A 19,553-nucleotide genomic window follows, 5' to 3' on the forward strand; every position below is an offset into this window, starting at 1 on the left:
GGAACCTTCCCCGAGTCAGCTCGTCGAGAGCGAAGATCAGACGTTGACGCCGTAATCGCGCGCGATGCCCGCGAGGCCGGACGCGTAGCCCTGGCCGATTGCGCGGAACTTCCACTCTGCACCGTTGCGGTACAGCTCACCGAAGACCATGGCGGTCTCGGTGGAAGCGTCCTCGGAGAGGTCGTAACGAGCGAGCTCGTTGCCGTTCGACTTGTCGACGACGCGGATGTACGCGTTGCGGACCTGGCCGAAGGACTGCGAGCGAGCTTCTGCGTCGTAGATCGAAACGGGGAAGACAACGCTCTCGACCTCGGCAGGAACCGCTGCGAGGTTCACGTCGATCTGCTCGTCGTCGCCTTCGCCTTCGCCGTCCGTGTTGTCACCCTTGTGCTCGATCGAGCCGTCGGGCGAACGGAGGTTGTTGAAGAAGATGAAGTGCTGGTCGGAGAGGACCTTCTTGTTCGAGCCTGCGCCGATTGCGCTGGCGTCGAGGTCGAAAGCAGCTCCGGTGGTGGAACGTGCGTCCCAGCCCAGGCCGACGACCACTGCAGTCAGGTTCGGGGCCTCCTTCGTGAGAGAGACATTGCCGCCTTTGGTCAAGCTGACGCCCATTCAGGGGTCCTTTCAAGAGGAGAGACAAGGCCCACTACGACGCGAAGTCGTCTTGGGAGTGTGTTTACCTCCACCACCCTAACCGCAGTTCCGGTGTGTTCGCCGTAACAGCAGAATTACGAACCGAGAAGCGAAGTGCTGGACCCGTAGGATTCAATCGTGGTGGGAAGATGGTCGGAGCGCTTCAATCGGGGGGCAAGAGTGGGGGAGTCGGTCAGTCGTGCGCGGGAGGCGCAGACGGCCATGGTTTCGGCGTTCCTCGACATGGACAAGCGGCAGACCATCGCGTCGGCAGCAGTCGACGCTTCCGCCGAGCTGTACCCCGAGCGAGGGCTGCGCGCTGCGTGGGAACCCGTTCGGGATCGGTGCTTCCAGGCTGCGTCGGACTACCTCGACACATCCGAGCGCTATGGCAACGATCAGGTACTTCACCAGAACCCGAACGGTGCTCGGGCGGCGTTCGAAAAGTCGGTAGCCGAACTCGTCGAGGCGGCGAAGGGCGTCGACGCCTTCTACAACGGGCATCGTGCGCACCTCGAGCAGGCGACGGTCACGATGTCCGCCATTCCCGTCCTCGGCCAGCAGGCCCGAACCCTGGCGAACGCCGTCCGGGAAAAACTGGCTGCCACCGATCAGCGCTATCGCGAGTACCCGTCGGTGGTGACGGCCTCCGAACACCTCGACGACGCGGTTGCAGCGCTCGACAATGCGCGCTCATCCGGTCGCGCCGACGCAGTCCGCACGCGGGCCGAGAGTGTCCGCGAAGCGGTATCGGCGCTCGAGGAAGCATTGGCAGAAGCCCCGTCGACCCAGCACCGTGCCGAGATGACGATTTCCTCGGTCTCGACCAGGTTGTCGGCAGTGCGCACTCGAGTGGACCGCCTGGATCCGGCGTACTCCGCATTGCTGCGCGAGTTCAACGCCGCGAGTTCCGCTGACCTCGTCGACAACAGCAGTCGCAGCCGAGCGCATATCGATCAGGCCGACATCGATCTCAAGGAAGCGAAGCAGTCGCTGGCTGCGGGAAACCCCGAACATGCACTGGCTTTGATGGCCGAAGCCCGCGTGCACCTCGCCGACGCCGAAGCGTGTGCCGACGCCGTGACGGACCGTCTCGCTACTCTGCGTGCAGTTCGGGCAGATCCGAGCCAAAAGGAACGTGAGGTTCGTTTCCGGCTGAAAGACGCCCAGATGTTCGCTGTTAACCAAGGGTTGGTGGCGGAGTGGGGCTCCGTACTCGATGCTCAACTAGCAAGGATCGAGCGAGCGAGTGCGTCACTGTCGGGAACTCATCCGGACTACTGGTCGTATGTATTACAGCTGGACTCGGTATCGACGTTCATCACCGAAGTTGTCGAGAAGATGCGGGCGCGAGCCGGCAAAAACTGAATGGTCGGGCCGATCGGGGGATCGGAGTTGCCCGACGCGTTGTCACAGGGGGTCGTTTCATGGACTTGATTGCGGTTACAGAGAGAAGAGAAATGCAGCACTTTCAACATCTCGAGGATGACGTGCGGGAGCAACTGTTCCTGCATGCGCCTCGATCGTTCGCGGATTCCGACGAGAGGGATCTGCTCGCGATTGCTCTGGGTGCAACTCTCTACGTTCCTGCCACCCGGGCCGGGTTGGCCGACATCGTGGTCAAGCGTGCGTCCGAGGGCGTCAGCTCGATGGTGCTCGATCTCGAGGACGCCGTCGCGGATCACGAGGTGGAGTCAGCGCGAGCGAACGCGGTTGACGCTCTCGACAAGATCGCGTCCACCGACGCCGTCGGCATGCTGCTGTTCGTGCGGGTTCGTGAAGTCGCGGACATCCACAAGGTCGCCGCGTCGTTGACCGAGGGGCGCGCCGCGCTCACCGGGTTCGTCATCCCGAAGTTCGGCAGCGAGTCCGGCCCTGTGTTCCTCGACGCCGTCGCGGACGCATCCGAGTTGCTGGGCAAGCATCTCTACGCGATGCCGGTACTCGAATCACCCGCGCTTGTGCACCGCGATACTCGCGATCTCGAATTGCGCACCATCAGTGGGATTCTCGCGCAACACCGCGATCGAATCCTTGCCGTCCGCATCGGCGCCACCGACATGTGCAGCACTTTCGGCATCCGTCGTGACCGCGATCTGACCATCTACGACGTGCGCGTGGTGGTCGACGTCATCGCCGACATCGTCAACTATCTCGGGCGCGCGGACGGTTCGGGTTTTGTCATCACCGGGCCCGTGTGGGAGTACTTCGCCGATCACGAACGCATGTTCCGGCCGATGCTGCGCGCCACCCCGTTCGAGGAACACGACGCCGTCCGGTTCCGTCAGCATCTCGTCAGCCGCGACCTCGACGGTCTGCTCCGTGAGATCGCGCTGGACCGAGCCAACGGAATCCAGGGCAAGACGGTCATCCACCCGTCGCACGTCGCAGCGGTCAATGCACTGTCCGCTGTCACGCACGAGGAATATCACGATGCCCTCGACATTCTCGGTGCCGACGCCGGGGGAGTTCAGGCGTCCGGCTACCGGAACAAGATGAACGAGATGAAGCCGCACCGCAATTGGGCCCATCAGACTGCGCTCCGAGCTCACGTGTTCGGTGTGACCAACAAGGGAATCACGTTCGTCGAGTTGCTGACGGCGTTGGTCGATCGATGACAGAGCTTGTCCAGTCCAAGGACGTTCCCTGGGCTACAGCAGAATTCGGCTTGGACCTCGTTCACGGTGATTCGTCACTCGGGCATTCGGTGCCCGATCTGGTGATCCCGGGACTTCGGCGGAATCCGCGTCGCGCTCATCTGCTGGTGTCCACCGTGCTGGGAAAGCACGTGCCCACCGAGCCGTCCGTGGTCATCGGCGCTGCCGACGACCTCGGCGATCTGGTGCGGACAACCCTCGGTGAGGGTGTCGACGTCGTCGTTCTCGGGTTTGCCGAAACCGCAACAGGTTTGGGCCACTGCGTCGCAGCTCGCCTGCACGCTCACTGCTACCTGCACTCCACGCGCCGAGACGTACCAGGGGCTACGACGCTCGCCGGATTCGAGGAGGGGCACTCGCACGCCACGAGCCATCTGATGCAGCCGACGTCCGCCGAACTGTTCGAGAACGACCTGCCTCTGGTCCTCGTCGACGACGAGATCTCCACCGGCGCCACCGCGATCGATGCCATCCGGGCGCTGCACGGGCAATGCCCGCGAAGCCGCTACGTCGTGGCCTCGCTGGTGGACATGAGAACCGAGGAACACCGAGTCGCCGGCGAAGCCGCGGCGGCAGAGTTGAATGTACGAATCGACTACGTCTCTCTCGCTTCGGGTTCGACGGTCCTGCCCGACGGCCTGACCGAGCGCGTCACGGCGCTGGATGCTCCGGATCTCAATCCGATCGGTGACCGCCGTGGCACGCTGGCACGGATCGATCTGCCGTGGCCGGCACATGTCCCCGACGGTGGCAGGCATGGCTTTCTCGATGGCGACACCGCGGCATTCGAGTCAGCCGTCGAGGCAGCGGTGTCCATTCTCGGATCGTCGATCGACGCGTCGCGTGCTGTGATCGTGATCGGTCACGAGGAGTTGATGTACCTGCCACTGCGCATCGCTGCAGGCTTGGAAAGCTCTGGGCGAGCAGTTCGTTACCAGACCACGACGCGTTCACCCGCCTACGTCGTTGACGTGCCGGGATACCCGCTGCGTCGCGGGTTCACCTTTTCGGCGCCCGAACTGGGCGAGAACGAACCCCGATACGTCTACAACGCGCAGTGGCCTGATGCGGCGGTCGACGCCCTTGCGTTGCTGGTCATCGACGAGCCCGCCGACACCGATCGGTTGACGGCGATGGACGGAGTGGTCGAGGTGTTGCGGAACTCCGGCACCGACGTCCTGGTCGCCACCGTTCGCGGGGCCGATCCGTCGGCGCTGCGAGATTCCAGAGCAGGGAGCTCGTCATGAACGAACCATTGGTCGGGCCCGAATTCGGTTCGTACGCGCCGGGCGAAGTGAAGTGGCTGCTCAAGGATCTCTCGCACGTGGATCTCGAAGCGGATGTATCCGTGCGCGAGAAGCGTATTCAGTCGGGTGAGGCGCACTATGCCGAGTCTCTCCCCATCGAGTACCAACCCGATCAGGCATACCGGGATCTTTTCGAGACGGTGCTCGCCGAGAGCGCTCCACGGTTGGCGCGCGCTGTCGGGACCGTGATGGACCTGGTCTTGGCCGAGCGGGGGAGTGACATCACGCTGGTCTCACTCGCCCGGGCCGGAACACCGATCGGGATTCTGATGCGGCGCTGGGCCCAGCAGACCCGCGGGTTGACGTTGCCGCACTATGCGGTGTCCATCGTCCGTGGCAAAGGAATCGATTCCGTCGCACTCGATTATCTTGCGCACCATCACGACTCGGAGAACGTCGTCTTCGTCGACGGCTGGACGGGCAAGGGCGCCATCGCCCGCGAACTCGACGCAGCGTTGACGGAGTACCACGAGGCAGGCGGAGCGAAGTTCGACTCCGATCTGGCTGTTCTCGCCGACCCCGGACACTGCGTGCGAACGTACGGGACCCGTGACGACTTCCTGATCGCGTCGGCGTGTCTCAATTCGACGGTGTCCGGCTTGGTCTCACGAACTGTCCTCAACGACACCCTCATCGGGCCCGGCGATTTCCACGGCGCCAAGTTCTACGCCGACCTCGCCGACGTCGACGTTTCCAACAGGTTGCTCGACGTGGTCTCGGCCGAGTTCGATTCGGTTCGCGGCGACGCAGCGGATTCTCTTGCTGCAGTGCTCGATTCCGATCGGACGCCGACCTGGGCCGGTTGGGAGTCGGTGGAGAAGGTGCAGGCCGAGTACGGGATCTCGACGGTCAACTTCGTCAAACCCGGTGTCGGAGAAACAACCAGGGTGCTGCTGCGCCGGCTTCCCTGGAAGGTTCTGGTGCGCGAACTCGAAGCCCCGGAGCACGCACACATCCGGTTGTTGGCACAGGCCCGTGGGGTCCCGGTCGAGGTCGTCCCGGATCTCGCCTACTCGTGTGTCGGCCTGATCAAGGACATCACGTGAGCCGTGTGGACACCGCTGCGTCCCAGGTCCTGATCGCCACGGATCTGGATCGCACGATGATCTATTCGCAGGCCGCGATCGGCGGCGATCCCAGTGGCTCCGACCTGGATTCGGCACCGAGCCCGCTGTGCGTCGAGTACTACAACGGCGGTCCGCTCTCGCACATGAGCGTCGAATCGATCGAACTGCTGACCGCGCTCAGCTCGCGGGTTCCGGTAATTCCGACGACGACCAGGACCATTGCGCAGTTCCAGCGGATCGATCTTCCCGGCGGACCGTGGAAGTACGCGATCACGAGCAACGGCGGAAACATCCTCGTAGACGGCGAAGCCGATCGCGACTGGCGAAACGAGATCGACCGTTCGACCCGTAAGTCCGGCGCCGAGTTGCCGCAGGTTCAGGCGGAACTGGAATCGCGGATCGACTCGAGCTGGGTCAGCTCCATTCGTGTTGCCGACGACCTGTTTCCATACCTGGTCGTCGATCTGGCCGTGATGCCGAGTGATTTCGAAACCGAATGGAATGGGTGGTGCGTGACGCGGGGCTGGAACGTCTCGCGTCAAGGCCGCAAGATCTACACGATGCCCGACGCGGTCTCGAAGTCACGAGCGCTGGCAGAGGTGCGCCGCAGACTGGTCGAGTCGGGTGATCTGGATCAGTCCGCCGTCGTGATCTCGGCTGGTGACGGCGCATTGGATGCGGACATGCTCGAATACTCCGATTTCGCGATCCGGCCCAGGCACGGTGAGCTGGAAGAACTGAATTGGCAACGGCCGACCGTTACTGTGACAGAAAGGTCCGGTATCGCAGCGAGCGCGGAGATCTTGCGGTGGTTCTCTTCCGCGCTCGGGTAATACACGCTCTCTATGAAGGGGATTTAGTTGTCTGTATCGCTTGCCAAAGGGCAGAACGGCCCGCTGGACGTCTCGGATGTAGTTGTCTCGGTTCAGCTGGCTGCGGCCGCTGACCTGTCTGCACTCCTCGTGACGAGCAACGGAAAAGTTCGTTCCGACGCCGACTTCGTCTTCTTCAACCAGCCGACCGGACCCGGCGTGCAATTGGTACCCAACCCGGGTGGCATTGCCTCACTCCGAGTCTCACTCGCCGGCGTACCCGCCGATATCGAGCAGGTTCGCGCCGTCATCACGCTCGACGACGCTTCGTCGAACTTCGGGCGCACTGCTGCACCGACCGCTCGGGTCTCCGATGCGGCCGGGAACGTGTTGTACGAGTACGTGATCGACGGCCTCACCACCGAGTCCATCGTCATCGCGCTCGAGGTGTACCGACGCCAGGGTGCGTGGAAGGTGCGCGCCGTCGGCCAGGGGTACGCGGGTGGATTTGCCGCGCTGGTCACCGATCACGGTGTGTCCGTCGACGATGCACCACCGCCGCCTCCCACTCCGGTCGCGGCTCCGGCGCCGATCACCCCGCCCTCGTCCGTCGCTCCTACACCGCCGGCGTACAACCAGCCGCAGCAGCAGCCTTCGTACAACGCGCCGCCGGTTCCGCCGGCCCCGCCCGCGTACAACCAGCCGCCTGCCTACAACCAGGGACCGACGCCGCCGGCCTACCCGCCGGCGCAGCAGCCTGCGTACAACCAGCAGCCGACGTACAACCAGCAGCCGACGTACAACCAGCAGCCGACGTACAACCAGGCACCCCCGGCGCCTCCCGTGCAGAACCAGCCGCCGGCGCAGCAGCCCGAGGTGAGCCTGGTCAAGGGACGCCCCGTCAGCCTGACCAAGGGCCAGAAGGTCACACTCCGCAAGGAGGGCGGCGTCGCGCTCACCATGATCCAGATGGGTCTGGGTTGGGATCCGATCAAGAAGAGCGGCCTGTTCGGAAGCCGTACCGCCGACGTCGACCTCGACGCTTCGGCACTCCTGTACGCCGACGGCAACCTCGTCGACGTCTGCTACTACGGTCAGTTGACGTCCAAGGACGGCTCGGTCCGTCACATGGGTGACAACCTGACCGGCGACGGAGACGGCGACGACGAGGTCATGCTCGTCGATCTGCAGCGGGTCCCGGCTCACGTGACCACCGTGATCTTCACCGTGACCTCGTACCGCGGACACACGTTCGAGCAGGTCTCCAACGCTTTCTGCCGTCTCGTGGACAGCACCACCAACTCCGAGCTCGCTCGATACACGCTCCAGGGCGGCATGGCTTTCACCGGAATGGTGATGGCAAAGGTGTACCGCGTGAACGGTGAATGGAAGCTGCAGGCCATCGGTGAAGGTATCCAGGCCAAGCACGCAGGAGAAGCTGCGCCGCAGCTGGGCCGTTTCCTCACTGCTTGAGTCGAGACTGCATAGTCGAGATGAATCCGGTTCGGCGGTAGGTGATTTCGATCGCCGTCCGTCGAACCGGACATCGTTTCACCCTCTGTGCGTTAACCTCATGCGGCATGTCGAGCCGTCAGTCGAGCGGCCGTGCGCGAGAGGACTTGGCACAGTAGATGATCATTCGAGGGAAACTTCTCGGTCGGGCGGCGGCCGTCGCAGGCGTTGTGCTGGCGCTCGTGAGCACCGGAATCGCGCAGGCTTCGGTGCCGCAGTCGGAAACGCTGTCAGGTGTATCCGGCACCGGGATCAAGTACGTCGCCCTCGGTGACTCCCGCGCCTCCGGTCCAAGGCTGGAACCGATGTACCCCGACGCCTGTTCGCGTTCGTACGAGAACTTCGCGGGCAAGATCTCTCGGGCACTCGAGGTCGCGGAGTTCGCCGACGTCTCTTGCAGCGCGGCACGCGCCGAGAACATCATCGACACTCCACAGCTGATTCCGAACTACTGGCCTGTCCAACTCGATGCCGTTCACCCGGACACCGACCTGATCACCATCTCGATCGGCGGCAACGACTCCAACAGCATCTTCCTCGGTCCCCTGTGCGTCGCTCCGGGGCCAGGAACCGATCGTGGATGCCGGTACGACCCGCTCGCGAATTCCGTAGCCCAATCCGGAATCGACCGGGCTGCCGGAGAATTGGATCGCATCCTGACTGCGGTCACGCAGCGCGCGCCTAACGCTCGCATCTACCTGATCGGTGAGGGCGGCATGATCTCCTCTCGCGGATGCTGGCCGAACATTCCGTTCTCAGACGCCGACGCATCCTGGTTCATGGACTACTTCGCTCGCTACAACACGAAGTTCGACGAGGTCGCCCACGCCCACGGTGTGCGCACTGTCGACATTGCGGCGGCGAGCATCGCCGGCGGGCACGACGCATGTGCGAGTGCAGATCAGCGTTGGTTCGAAGGCCTGTTCTCGGAGTCGACGGCGCAGCGCTTGCACTTCACGGACGCCGGGATGACCGCGGTCGCCGATCTAGTGGTGGCGGATCTGCAAGGCTGACCGAGAGAGCCCGGTCATGGCATAGTTCGCTGCTGTGGGTATGACTTTTGTTCCCGGACAGAACGCGCCGCTGCAGGCGCCCGTGGTGACGTTTCGAGCCGAGAGCCAGACGCCGTTCGACGTGTCGGCGCTGGTAGCGGACGCGAACCTGCGGGCATTGACGTCCGCGGACTTCGTGTTCTACAACCAACCATCCACCGCTGGAGTGCAACTCGACCAGAGCGGCATCCGGGTGGAACTCGATCGACTTCACCCCGATGCCGCGGCCGTGTTGTGCATCGTCAGCGTGGATCCGGCGGCGACGGCCGCGGGCGCCTTTCGCACAGCCGGGCTCTCCGCCACCCTGAGCGATCAATCCGGTTCGGTCCTGGCCGAATTCGCGATCCCCACCGCAGGTACCGAGACAGCGGTCATCTGCTGGGAGCTGTACCGAAAGTCCGGTGCCTGGAAGATCCGGGCCGTCGGGCAGGGCTATGCGGGTGGTCTGGCGGAACTGATCTCGGTGCACGGCGTCGAGGTGGACGACGAGCCGGCACAACCAGCCCCGACAGCCGCGCCCGCGTGGGACTCCGCGGTGGAGCCGTTGGAGGTGGGCCGCGGCCTCGAGCGCGCGTGGATGATCTTCGAGGATGCCTCACGATCTGCCGCTTCCTTCGTCTCCAGCAGCGAGTACGCGCTTGCCCGTTTGGACGAGGATCTGACCGCTGCCGTCGCAGATCCGTCGTTGCGGAACTCGGCAGCGGGAGTGGCGGCGCGCGATGCCGCACAGAAGCGTCACGACGACCTCGTCTCACTCGCGCGGGACAATCACGCCCGCGACAGCGCTCAGCTTGCGCACGAACTCGGTGTGATCGACGGCGTGCTCCCACGGTCGATGGCGTCGTGGAAGTCGGTGTCCTGGGCGGGTACAACCGATCCGGCCCAGATCACAGCCGTCAGCGACGGAATGCGTCTTGGCGAGCTGTCGGCTCCGGACCGCGGCACACTCACCGTTCCGTACTGCGTCCCGTTGCCATTGCGCCGGCCGATCTGGGTGGACAGCACGTCGAGCAAAGCAGCGCTCGGTCTGATCAGTGCCGTCACCGTGCGTGTCATGGCCGCCGGTCCGATGCCGCTACTCGACGTCGTCGACCTGACCGGCTCGCTCACTCCACTGACCGACCGACTGGCACCGATGCTCGCGGGCCCGGTCATCACCGCTCACACCGAGATCTCAGCACGCTTGCGGGCACTGGCCGAGGCCGTCGACATGGGCGAACTCGCGCGAATGAGTGGTGTCGCAGATGGCCCGAGTTCCCTGCGCCTGTTGATCCTCAGCGATTTCCCGCACGGGTACTCCGCCGAAGACGCACAGACCATCATGTTCCTCGCCGAACGCGGACCGGGAATCGGTTTGTCGATACTGATTGTCGGAGAGGACGAGTCGAACTTCGCGGAAGAATCCGTCGCCGCACTGTCCGAGGGGTGCCAACATCTTTCGGCAGCAGGGCAGACGGAGGTTCACGATCCGTGGACCCGCACGCAATGGCACTTCACCCCGGACGTGCTCGACCCGATCTCCGAGTCGCGAATTCTGGCAGTGTTCGACCGCACCTAGTGGCCGATGGCGGATTGCCGAGCGCACAGGCAGAGTGGTGGTACGACCACGCGCGGTGTGTGGCGGCAATACTCGAGGAGACTCATGGCATTCTGGGATCAGTTGAAGGCTAAGGCTCAGGAGATGAACGGCCAGCTCAAGACAAAGACCAGCCAGTTCCAGAACAAGGAATTCAAGAACGCGAGCATGGCAATGTGCGCGTTGATCGCCGCCGCAGACGGTTCGATCGATCCGTCGGAGCGTCAGAAGACCGCCGCGCTGATCATGAGCAACGAGTCGCTCGCGGTCTTCCCGCCGGACGAGCTTCGTGAGCAGTTCGACTGGTACTGCAGCAAGCTGTCCTCGGACTACGAGTTCGGCAAGGTCGAGGCAACCGCGACCATCGCCAAGCTCAAGTCGAAGCAGGATCAGGCCCGCGCGGTCATCCAGATCGGCATCATCATCGGCGGCGCGGACGGCAACTTCGACGAGCACGAGCGCGGCGTCGTACGCGACATGTGTTTTGCAGTCGGAATCTCTCCGGCCGAGTTCGATCTCTGATCGATTCAGAGCATGAAAGCGGGTGCGGCGCGAAAGCGCTGCACCCGCTTTTCTTTTCAGTACTCGGGATAACCGTCCTCGGGCCCGAGCATGCGCTCGATCCTCGTCCGCGTGATCTTGGCGAGCTCGTCGACGCAGACCTTGCGCTCGACGGACCGTTCGTTGGACATGCGCTGGCCGATGTTCTCGAGCAGGTCGTCGGCGTCGTGGCCGTGCGAACACCACAGATACCGGAAGCCGAAGTTCCGCTCGTACTCCTCGCCGGCGCGATAGATGGTGGCCATGACGGCGTCGTCCGGAACCCAGATCGAGCATTGCTCGAGGTGGGACGGCACGCTGTTCTTGCGCACGCCGATCGGTGGATGGCATTGCAGGGCGCGTTCGACGTCGACGTCCGAGAGGTTGAGAATCGCGTCCTCGGCTCGCGAGAGGATCTCCGCGTGACTGGCGAACGGACGTCCGTCGCTGACCCACCCGGCCCACGTCAGCGAGCAGCAGCACTCGAACAGTGCGTGAACCGCCTTCTGTCGCGGTAGTTCGTTGAAGCGCTCCAACCCGATCGATTGATGTAGCAGCATGTGACCTCCCGGCCCGTTGTGCCTTCAGGCGCGCTCGACATGCCGCACGGTAACCAGATGTGCGGCCAATTCGATAATCCGCCGCTTCACCTGGGAAAGGAAGGTTTGCTCACCGAGTTTTCAGGTTCTTAACGCGGCGTAATGAGCTGACCCACACAACGCAGGAACCCACGAGCGGCAACCGGCGAGGCTCAGAGTTGTCGAGTGCAGCATCGATGCCGTGCTCGACGACCCACGATTCGAGCAGCCCCTACTAGGCGTAGTGGTGCCTGTAGCGTCCATGCCATGGGCTCTCGGGATTCCCGGCGATGGGGATATGCGCTGACGGCATTGGCGGTCGTCGCAGCCGGTATCTCGGTCTTCGGCCCACAGAGCTTCCCAGGGCGAGAACCGACATTCACCGGGGTCAAAGCCTGGAACATCGATCCCGACGGCACCATCACTGAGATTACGGATTCGGACCTCGTTGCCGAAACCACATTTGAGGACCCGCCGCCGCTCCGGGCAAGCGCGGTCGTCCGTGAGTTCCACGCCGATGAGGGCTGGGGTGTACTCGACGCCGCCGAAATTCCCGGCGGTTGTTGGGTGTTCTACTCCGAGATTGTGGCGACTGGGTACCGCGTCCTGACTCCAGGCCAGCTAGTGGACCTCGAATACGAGGATCTCGTTGCGCAGTACGGTTCCGACGCGCACCAGGATGGCTACCGTTATCGTGCTACGTCCGTCCATCCGTGAGCCGCGCTGGTCTGGTAACGCGGATGTGGACCGCTTTTGGTGTGCGATGTGGAATACCGGGAGTACACCGACGGCGGACTCAGACACCCAGCATTCAAAGGTTTGCGCCCGACAAGTCCGCTGACGAAGTCAACCTGCCGGGGCGTCACTGAGTCAGTGCAACAGTGCAGGTGAGGAGGATTCGCAGATGGACAATTGGTGGTTGTATTGGAGTCCGTTTCCGCAGCCGGTCCGTGAGTGGCTGTGGATGATCGTGCAGCAGGTTTGGCCTAGCTGAGAATGGGTCATAGCCATCATTCACGCCCTGCCCTCGTACAGATCAGCTGCGGTATTTATGGTCAACCCGGAACCGAAATGCGGGCCACCGCCGAGGTAGTAGATCCCGGAAATCCGCTTGGGATAGGAGTTGGCATCGACGATCGCCACGGACCAGGCGTCTAGGTAGGAGAGCAGTTCGTCGAGGTCGTCGCCGAGCGCATCGAGTCGACAACCTGCGGTGTCGCTTCCATACGTGGTGAATTTGGGTTGGTGAAGCACATGCCGCTTCAGCACAAGGCCGCGAGGTCGGTAGTGAGAAGGGTAAAAATTACCGGGTGCGCGACAACTGAACTCCGCTGCGCCAGACAACGAATTCAGTGAGCGCTCCGACCGCAGCGCTGGCCAGCAGCCCGACGATGAGATACAGCGTCGGGCTCTCATCACTGCCAGGGCAGAGGGAGATCGTAGGTAAGTTAGTCGGATCCGTGATCTGTGATGTCAGAGGTGCGTACGAAGTGCAATGGGTCGGTTGCCCGAGCCACCAAAGCACGAAGCCAACGCAGATAAGACCCCCAATCAAGAAGGTTGCAGCCCCCGCTGCGATCAACGTACGCATCTCATCATCCTTCCATGGTCCTCCAACGGAAAGGATGATTGTGGAACAGATTTGGTCTGGCTGAGTCTGCGGCCGGTCGGCGGCGGAATACGATCTTGTAACACCCGGGGCGAGAGGATCACAAGATGTCGGAACGCATCAATTTCGCCTACGTACGGTCCACCCCGCAGTGGGATGCGCACGTACTGCGCAGTGGTCAGGTCTTGCGGCTGGCTGTCGAACAAATTCCGGACCCGGTATTGAGGGAGAAGCTGGATGCCCTGAATCGTCCTGAACGATCACGCACCGAACAACTGATTCGTAGCCGAGATCTCCCCGACTGGCGACGACTCCCGCAAGCCGATTCCAACCTTCGCGCTTCATACGACATATCCCTACCGTTCCCCGCCGACCCCTGCTTCGATCTCCGGTTGACCAACCTGCAGCTATTTCGTACTGGGCTCGCATTCCATGTCGTAGCGCACGAACCTACGCCCGAGGAGATGCCCTCCCTCGCCCAGCCGAGCAACGAGCAGATGAATTTCGGATCCCGGATCAAACCCGGTGAACCGCACAGAATTAGACTCATTGTCGACACCATCACCGGGCCGATTCTCGCGAACTCGACCCACCCCGGTGACTACCCCGACGACCCGAATGAGCCTTGGTTGTACGGTGGCCGTTCGTGGCGTGGTATCGCCGAGAACCTGTTCGGGATCACCACCGGCGGCGAATACTTTCTCAGCCCGCCACCTCAGGGGCCCTTGTGGATCACCGTGGCATATCCCGAGTTCGGCCTGGCTCCGACAACGATCGAATTCGAGTTGCCGCAATTGCTGTGAAGGAATACTGCACGTTTCGAATGCTGCGCATTCGCAGTCAACCCACAGGGTCGTCATTGTGAGTCGGTGCGACAGTGCAATTGCGGTCCAATCGAAGCGCGGCAGAACTATCCTGGTGATTCGGTTCTCGTCATCCGCGTATCGCTTGTCGGTTCAGCAGGTCGACTTCGCAGCCCGGTGCGGCTGGATTGAAATCGTGCTCGATCAGCCAACGGACACCTCTCAAGCTGCGCAACGACCACCACGCCTGGATGACCTCGAGGTCGACGTCAGCGCCGTAGCCCTCAACGACGTTATCGAGATGTTCCGGGTGGCCGAGGGTCAGTGTTGCGAGGTCGTACAAGGGATCACCTTGGGTTGCTTCGGACCAGTCGATGACACCGGTGACCTCGTCGCCGGCGACGAACATATGGGAGGCTTGGAGATCACCGTGTGTGAACACCGGAGTCCACGACCTGAGCGCAATCTCGGCAATCCGACGGTTGGATGCAATCACGCCGGTGGCAACGGCCCCGCTCCTGGTCAGCCATGCACATTCGCGGTCCAGTTCTGAGGCGATGTCGTCGAGACTACGGCCGGGCCAGGGCGGCAACGGTGCGTCGTGCAGCATTCGAACGGCGGCACCTGCTGCGGCCCACGCCGCTGAAGACGCGGTCGACGGTTCGCCGAGGCGACCGAGCGCGTTTCCCCGCAGTGCGGCGAGCGCGAGCACGGGCGGCTTGCGCCACAGAATCTGCGCCGTGGGGATTGGGGCTCGAAGCATTGCTTCGACCTCGACGTCGGTATTCGACTGATCGGCGTCGATCTTGAGGAACACCTCGCCGACCCGCAGAGTCGCGCGCTCGTTATGGGCGACGACGACCTCGACTTCTGTCACGTCGACAATTGTGACTGAGATGGGCTCTGGCGTCGGGGGGGTTATCGTGCGCATGCGATCGTGATCGGTTGTTCGAGCTCACTCGTTCGGGTCCGAGCGGGGTGGGATCGTTGCTGCCACCTGAGACGAGGTGACGCAGAACGGGTGCCCGGCGGGATCGAAGAAGACCCGAAACCGCTGACCACCCGGTTGGTGAGAAGCGAGTTCTGCACCGAGATCACACAGCTGCTGTTCAGCTTCAGGAAGGTTGTCGACACTGAAGTCGAGGTGAAGTCGACGAGGCGCGTCCGGGTTGGGCCACCGGTCTGGCACATGATTGTCAACGCGTTGGAAATCAATGCGGACATCCTGCTCACTCGTGAGCACAACGAAATCCGGGTTACCTGAACGAAGTTGTCCACCAAGGAACTTCTGATAAAACTCCGCTAGTTCTCTGGGCTGCGGGCAGTCGACGGTCACGGCGAACAACTTTGCAGAAAGCGGCATGCGACAGTTCTATCAGGGCTCCGGCATCACGCCGCCAGTTCTGTGCTCTGACCGGGGGCGTGTGGGAAGCGAGGGGGAAGGTGGCGTAATGACAGTGTCCGAGGTATTCGAGCCGGTCAGCACCGAGCGGTTGGTGCTCCGCGGCTACTGCGCGGATGACGTGGACGATCTGCTGCGTTATTACAGCCGTCATGAGGTGTGTCGTTTTCTGTTTGACGATCCGTGGACAATCGACCATGCGCGGAAGGTAGTGCAGCGGAGGGTTTTGTGCCGAAGCCTCGGCGACGGTCATCTGGCGCTTGTCGTCGAATACGAGGGCCGGGTGGTGGGCAATGTGGGGGCATGGTTGATCGAAGGGACCGAACACTCTGCGGAACTCGGGTGGGTGTTTTCCCCGGAGGTTGCGGGGAAGGGGTTCACGACGGAAGCGGTGACCGCGTTGCGCGATCTCGTGTTCGCAGCACCGTCGCTGCATCGGGTGAGGGCGCAGATGGATGCGCGAAACGATGCTTCTGCTCGGCTCGCACGTCGTGTGGGAATGCGACGGGAGGCCCATTTCCGGGAAGATATGTGGGTCAAGGGCGAGTGGACGGACACGGTGGTATTCGCTGTGCTTGCTGACGAGTGGTCGCCGACATCGTGCTGAGAAGTGAGCGATCGGAGATGGTGGTTTTCAGAAATGGGTGGACCTTGAGATCGGTTGTTGGTGCGGTTGTTTCGCTCGCCGCCACAGTCTCGATATGCGCCTGCAACGCAATGGCGCCCGAAACAGTCACGAGTTCGGGCCCTCGGTCCGCGTCGCCCACCAGCATTGTGCGGGCCTTTCTCGAATCGTTGAATGCGCATGACGTGGAGGCGGCGAAGCGTTTGCTGAGTCCTGAGTTCGAGCAGCGGTTCGAGAGCACTGCGGATAGTTGGTTCACCAACATCGTCAGCATCACGAACATCGAGGTCGGGGATCCATTGCCTCAGGTCCCCGAGGGTAACGGGATGTCCGGGTACCAGCAGGGCGTTCAAGTCTTGACTCATTTCGACTTGGAACAGCGGACTGTCGCGTCGATGCACAATGGCGCTACTTCGTGGGGGTACATGCTCGCCCGCGAGTCTGACGGTGACCCTTGGCTCATTGTCAGTCAGGGAATGGGGTAGCGCCCGAAATCAACCGATCCATCTGTCACGGATGTGCCGCCGAAACGCCGATCGAGGACTTCACCCGGATCCTGAACCCGCGGCAATCGGCCGGATGATGTGAGTGCTGGGAGAGCGCCGTGGGGTAGACCGTCGGTTCGTTTCGTCGAGTTCTCAGGGACCGCCTTGGAGCGTGTACGGGACGAACATCCCGTTCGCCCCTTGCGCAAGGACGGTGACGGGTTGGCTGGTGGTGACGGGCCGTCCCGGCCGAATTGCGGCATACAGGTCGATGTTCTCGTCGTCGATGTGGTCGACTTTCGAGTAGTCGTATCCACTCGCAGATCGTGGCATGTCGGCGACGGGGTCGCCGTTGCGGTTGTAGTGCCGGTGACGGTAGGTGAGACTGATCGGGAATTCGTCAGCGGGTGTCCGGTGACACGCGTAGTAGAGACCGCCGTAGATGGACACCACGACGAGTGTTCCGGCGATCACAAGCATGACGAACGCTGCGACGGCGTTCGCCGGCCACAGCCGGCTCCCTTTGCGCATGCACGAAGTATGGCGAACAGTAGACACTTCCGTCTGGCGGGTTTTCGATTTCGGACTACAGACCCCGTGGTGTGTTGTCTCGGGATAAGGAAACGACGGCATCATCTGTGAGCCAGGATGTACCGGATCAGGATTGCGAAGAGGGATGCCAGCGAGCAGTAGGCGAGGAAGCCTCCCATATCAACCCAGGTGCGTTCACCGAAGGGGCCTGGGCTACCAGCGACACCTGGACTTCACGACTGCTGCGTCGGGCGAGGTGGATCCACCACACAGCAACATTGCCCACGCCCCATCCCCACAGTAGCCACATGAGCACCCTGTTGGCTTTGTCGACTGACGTTCGGTCCTCACTGCGTGGGCGCATGATTGAGTGTCCATCGTCGGCCGGAATACAGCACCTTTCGAATACTGCACATGCCCCCAGCAACCCGCCAGGTCGTCATTGAGTCTGTGCAACAGCACTATTGAGGCAGTGACGCCCATGCAGAGGCTGTTGTTTCCCCGGAGTCCCACGCTATTGCGAGCTATGCGCCACCGCGCAGGAACTGTCGGTTCAATGAACTGCCGTACTTGTGGACCAGATGCCGCTAGCGCACTCACCCTGTCCCAGATGGGTGGCTTCGGCCTGGGCGAACTCGCGGTCACCGCGCCAACTTGGCGGTGGGGGACGTTCAGTTGTCGTGCTGTTTGCCTAGCTCTGCGGCTCTGTCGTGAGCGGCTTCGATCGCCGCGAGCACGGCGGTGTGAACGCCGCGACTATCCAGTTCACGGATCGCGCTGATCGTCGTCCCTCCGGGCGAAGTGACCGCCTCGCGCAGACTCCTCGGATTGTCGTCTGACTCGTCGAGCATCTTTGCCGATCCTACGGCCGACTGAATGATCAGCTTTTCGGCGATCGCTCGCGGCAGACCGAGTCGGATACCGGCGTCGACCATCGCTTCGACGAGGTAGAAGAAGTACGCAGGCCCCGACCCGGACAGCGCTGTGACGGCGTCCAACTGAGGCTCGGCCAGTTCGATGACCTCCCCGACATGCTCGAACATGGCCTTGACGGTGGCCACATGTTCGGCGGTGGCGTACCGGCCGGCGGCGAGAACACTCATCGCCTCGCCCACCACCATTGGGGTGTTCGGCATGGCCCGCACGACCGGAACGTCGCCGAGGCGACGTTCGAACAGTGCCGTCGGCAGACCGGCGCACACGGTCACCAGCAGCTTGTGGGCTGTCATTCCGATGCTCAGCTCTTCGAGCGTCACGTCGATGTCCTGCGGTTTCACAGCTACGACCAGCACGTCCGCCTGCTCGACGGCCTCCCAAGTCTCGACAACTTTCACGCCGTACTTGGTGGTCAGCTGTTGCGCGCGGTCGGCCCGACGCGTGGTGAACAGGAGATCTTCGGGCTTGTGCCCACCGTGCAGCAGGCCCGACATGAGGGCTTCGCCGATCATTCCTGCACCCAGTACCGAGATCACCATGGCGCCGAGCTTAGCGTTTTGCCGACGGTGAGTTGGGGGGGTTGTGCCGGCTTTGTGTAACGGCTTTGAATGTCCTGGATTCTCAACAGAACAAGCTATTCGATTGGTGTGGAATCGATTTCATGGCTTGTGCGCGCTGAGGCTCTTGTTGGCATTGAACTACGTTGGGGTAGTCGATGTTCGATGTCGGGTGCCGGATCAGACGTTTCGATGAATTCGATTGGTGAGAAGCATGTGTCGGAATTCAGAGGAGCGAGGCGCTCACCAAGCTGTCCTGTGAGTGGCTGTGGATGATCGTGCAACAGATTTGGTCTGGCTGAGACCGTAGACCGGCGAGACTGGTCAGGAAGTCGGCGGTATCTGGCTGACCAGTGATTCGTACAATCGCTCTATTGCTCTTAGGACTTCGGCCGGTTCGATGTATTGGTTCTTCTCACGCAGCGCGTATTCCAGTTCTTCGCCATCGCGAACGCTTTCAGGCACCAGCACGTGCCATTTGTACCCCCGGGGTTGCAACCGGACTCCGGCCTCCGCGAGGTAGGAGTTGACGTCGTCGTTGACCATCCGCAGGTCTTCTTCGGTGTATGGCTCGAACCAGACTTCCTCGGGTTCCCTGCTCGGGTCACCGCGAGTAACCCGTACGGGCGGGTGCGCGGATGCCGGATGCGGTGTCCTGTAGCACCTGCTTGGCCCCGCAACCCACGCGGTCAGCGCTCCGTGTCCATTCGAAATGACGCTGACGTAGCGACCCACAGGCAGGGCACTGGGCACCTGACCGTCGACCTCGGACAATGGATACTCGCTCCAGTACTGCGCCATGTCGTCCATTATCGTGCGCGAGCTGTGATTTCGGCATTAAGGGAGCAGACGCAGCAAGGTGCAACGGATG

General features: G+C 62.5%; 21 protein-coding genes. 13 read left to right on the forward strand and 8 right to left on the reverse strand.

All coding sequences use genetic code 11. The features are described from left to right. Positions 1–36: 36 nt before the first annotated feature. Positions 37–612 (reverse strand): TerD family protein, encoded by a 576-nt coding sequence (locus ABH939_RS28005; RefSeq protein WP_003941199.1) that lies wholly within the window; start codon positions 610–612, stop codon positions 37–39. Between the two features lie 243 nt (positions 613–855). On the opposite strand from ABH939_RS28005, the gene ABH939_RS28010 reads away from it, so the two are divergent. The 9 genes from ABH939_RS28010 to ABH939_RS28050 all read left to right on the forward strand — a co-directional run bounded on the left by ABH939_RS28010 (position 856) and on the right by ABH939_RS28050 (position 11,138). After that, positions 856–2,001, forward strand: coding sequence for a hypothetical protein (locus ABH939_RS28010; protein ID WP_007727045.1), 1,146 nt, complete (start codon positions 856–858; stop codon positions 1,999–2,001). A gap of 92 nt (positions 2,002–2,093) precedes the next feature. Continuing rightward, positions 2,094–3,251, forward strand: coding sequence for an HpcH/HpaI aldolase/citrate lyase family protein (locus ABH939_RS28015; RefSeq protein ID WP_042950575.1), 1,158 nt, complete (start codon positions 2,094–2,096; stop codon positions 3,249–3,251). Then, entirely contained in the window at positions 3,248–4,537 is a 1,290-nt protein-coding gene (locus tag ABH939_RS28020; RefSeq protein WP_050655990.1) for a phosphoribosyltransferase family protein, read from the forward strand. The genes ABH939_RS28015 and ABH939_RS28020 overlap by 4 nt, the downstream gene beginning before the upstream one ends. Next, the gene (locus tag ABH939_RS28025) at positions 4,534–5,643 is read left to right on the forward strand and encodes a cysteine protease StiP family protein (RefSeq protein WP_003941082.1); all 1,110 of its coding nucleotides are present in this window, start codon (positions 4,534–4,536) and stop codon (positions 5,641–5,643) included. The genes ABH939_RS28020 and ABH939_RS28025 overlap by 4 nt, the downstream gene beginning before the upstream one ends. Next, on the forward strand, positions 5,640–6,497 hold the full coding sequence (locus ABH939_RS28030) for a hypothetical protein (RefSeq protein ID WP_007727039.1): 858 nt from the start codon (positions 5,640–5,642) through the stop codon (positions 6,495–6,497). Before ABH939_RS28025 ends, ABH939_RS28030 begins: the two co-directional genes overlap by 4 nt. Positions 6,498–6,524: 27 nt before the next feature. Then, the gene (locus tag ABH939_RS28035) at positions 6,525–7,949 is read left to right on the forward strand and encodes a TerD family protein (RefSeq protein WP_209448312.1); all 1,425 of its coding nucleotides are present in this window, start codon (positions 6,525–6,527) and stop codon (positions 7,947–7,949) included. 158 nt (positions 7,950–8,107) lie between these two features. Then, complete coding sequence (locus tag ABH939_RS28040; RefSeq protein ID WP_209448313.1) at positions 8,108–9,001, forward strand: SGNH/GDSL hydrolase family protein; 894 nt, start codon at positions 8,108–8,110, stop codon at positions 8,999–9,001. Positions 9,002–9,041: 40 nt separating this feature from the next. After that, positions 9,042–10,598, forward strand: coding sequence for a TerD family protein (locus ABH939_RS28045; RefSeq protein ID WP_209448314.1), 1,557 nt, complete (start codon positions 9,042–9,044; stop codon positions 10,596–10,598). A gap of 84 nt (positions 10,599–10,682) precedes the next feature. Continuing rightward, on the forward strand, positions 10,683–11,138 hold the full coding sequence (locus ABH939_RS28050) for a tellurite resistance TerB family protein (RefSeq protein WP_003941110.1): 456 nt from the start codon (positions 10,683–10,685) through the stop codon (positions 11,136–11,138). A gap of 56 nt (positions 11,139–11,194) precedes the next feature. Here the strand turns inward: ABH939_RS28050 and ABH939_RS28055 are convergent, their stop codons facing one another. Then, positions 11,195–11,716, reverse strand: a complete 522-nt coding sequence (locus ABH939_RS28055; protein ID WP_209448315.1) for a 2-oxo-4-hydroxy-4-carboxy-5-ureidoimidazoline decarboxylase — start codon at positions 11,714–11,716, stop codon at positions 11,195–11,197. A 285-nt stretch (positions 11,717–12,001) separates the two neighbouring features. Between ABH939_RS28055 and ABH939_RS28060 the strand changes: the two genes are divergently transcribed. Further along, positions 12,002–12,451 (forward strand): hypothetical protein, encoded by a 450-nt coding sequence (locus ABH939_RS28060; protein ID WP_209448316.1) that lies wholly within the window; start codon positions 12,002–12,004, stop codon positions 12,449–12,451. Positions 12,452–12,748: 297 nt separating this feature from the next. On the opposite strand, the gene ABH939_RS28065 is transcribed toward ABH939_RS28060, so the two are convergent. Next, entirely contained in the window at positions 12,749–12,988 is a 240-nt protein-coding gene (locus ABH939_RS28065) for a hypothetical protein (protein WP_209448317.1), read from the reverse strand. Between the two features lie 462 nt (positions 12,989–13,450). Here ABH939_RS28065 and ABH939_RS28070 point away from each other — a divergent pair, with 462 nt between their 5' ends. After that, positions 13,451–14,146: a hypothetical protein gene (locus ABH939_RS28070; RefSeq protein ID WP_209448318.1), complete on the forward strand. Its 696-nt coding sequence runs from the start codon at positions 13,451–13,453 to the stop codon at positions 14,144–14,146. Between the two features lie 130 nt (positions 14,147–14,276). Here ABH939_RS28070 and ABH939_RS28075 read toward each other — a convergent pair whose 3' ends face one another. Together ABH939_RS28075 and ABH939_RS28080 are read right to left on the reverse strand one after the other, a co-directional pair. Beyond that, positions 14,277–15,023 carry a phosphotransferase family protein gene (locus tag ABH939_RS28075; RefSeq protein ID WP_256083042.1) on the reverse strand — a complete coding sequence of 249 codons (747 nt, stop codon included), beginning with the start codon at positions 15,021–15,023 and terminating at the stop codon, positions 14,277–14,279. A gap of 78 nt (positions 15,024–15,101) precedes the next feature. Then, positions 15,102–15,509, reverse strand: a complete 408-nt coding sequence (locus ABH939_RS28080; RefSeq protein WP_209448320.1) for a VOC family protein — start codon at positions 15,507–15,509, stop codon at positions 15,102–15,104. A gap of 88 nt (positions 15,510–15,597) precedes the next feature. Here ABH939_RS28080 and ABH939_RS28085 point away from each other — a divergent pair, with 88 nt between their 5' ends. Together ABH939_RS28085 and ABH939_RS28090 are read left to right on the forward strand one after the other, a co-directional pair. After that, positions 15,598–16,155, forward strand: a complete 558-nt coding sequence (locus ABH939_RS28085; protein ID WP_256083041.1) for a GNAT family N-acetyltransferase — start codon at positions 15,598–15,600, stop codon at positions 16,153–16,155. Between the two features lie 203 nt (positions 16,156–16,358). After that, positions 16,359–16,658: a hypothetical protein gene (locus ABH939_RS28090; protein WP_333902720.1), complete on the forward strand. Its 300-nt coding sequence runs from the start codon at positions 16,359–16,361 to the stop codon at positions 16,656–16,658. Positions 16,659–16,811: 153 nt separating this feature from the next. Here ABH939_RS28090 and ABH939_RS28095 read toward each other — a convergent pair whose 3' ends face one another. From ABH939_RS28095 to ABH939_RS28105, 3 genes are all read right to left on the reverse strand, one after another. After that, positions 16,812–17,189 carry a hypothetical protein gene (locus ABH939_RS28095; RefSeq protein ID WP_209448323.1) on the reverse strand — a complete coding sequence of 126 codons (378 nt, stop codon included), beginning with the start codon at positions 17,187–17,189 and terminating at the stop codon, positions 16,812–16,814. Between the two features lie 671 nt (positions 17,190–17,860). Further along, complete coding sequence (proC, locus tag ABH939_RS28100) at positions 17,861–18,664, reverse strand: pyrroline-5-carboxylate reductase (protein WP_209448324.1); 804 nt, start codon at positions 18,662–18,664, stop codon at positions 17,861–17,863. Positions 18,665–19,006: 342 nt separating this feature from the next. Next, positions 19,007–19,483 carry a DUF5956 family protein gene (locus tag ABH939_RS28105; RefSeq protein WP_134932037.1) on the reverse strand — a complete coding sequence of 159 codons (477 nt, stop codon included), beginning with the start codon at positions 19,481–19,483 and terminating at the stop codon, positions 19,007–19,009. Positions 19,484–19,553 lie beyond the last annotated feature (70 nt).

Origin of the sequence: Rhodococcus sp. 27YEA6, assembly GCF_044908235.1 — a bacterium.
GTDB lineage: Bacteria > Actinomycetota > Actinomycetes > Mycobacteriales > Mycobacteriaceae > Rhodococcus_F > Rhodococcus_F qingshengii.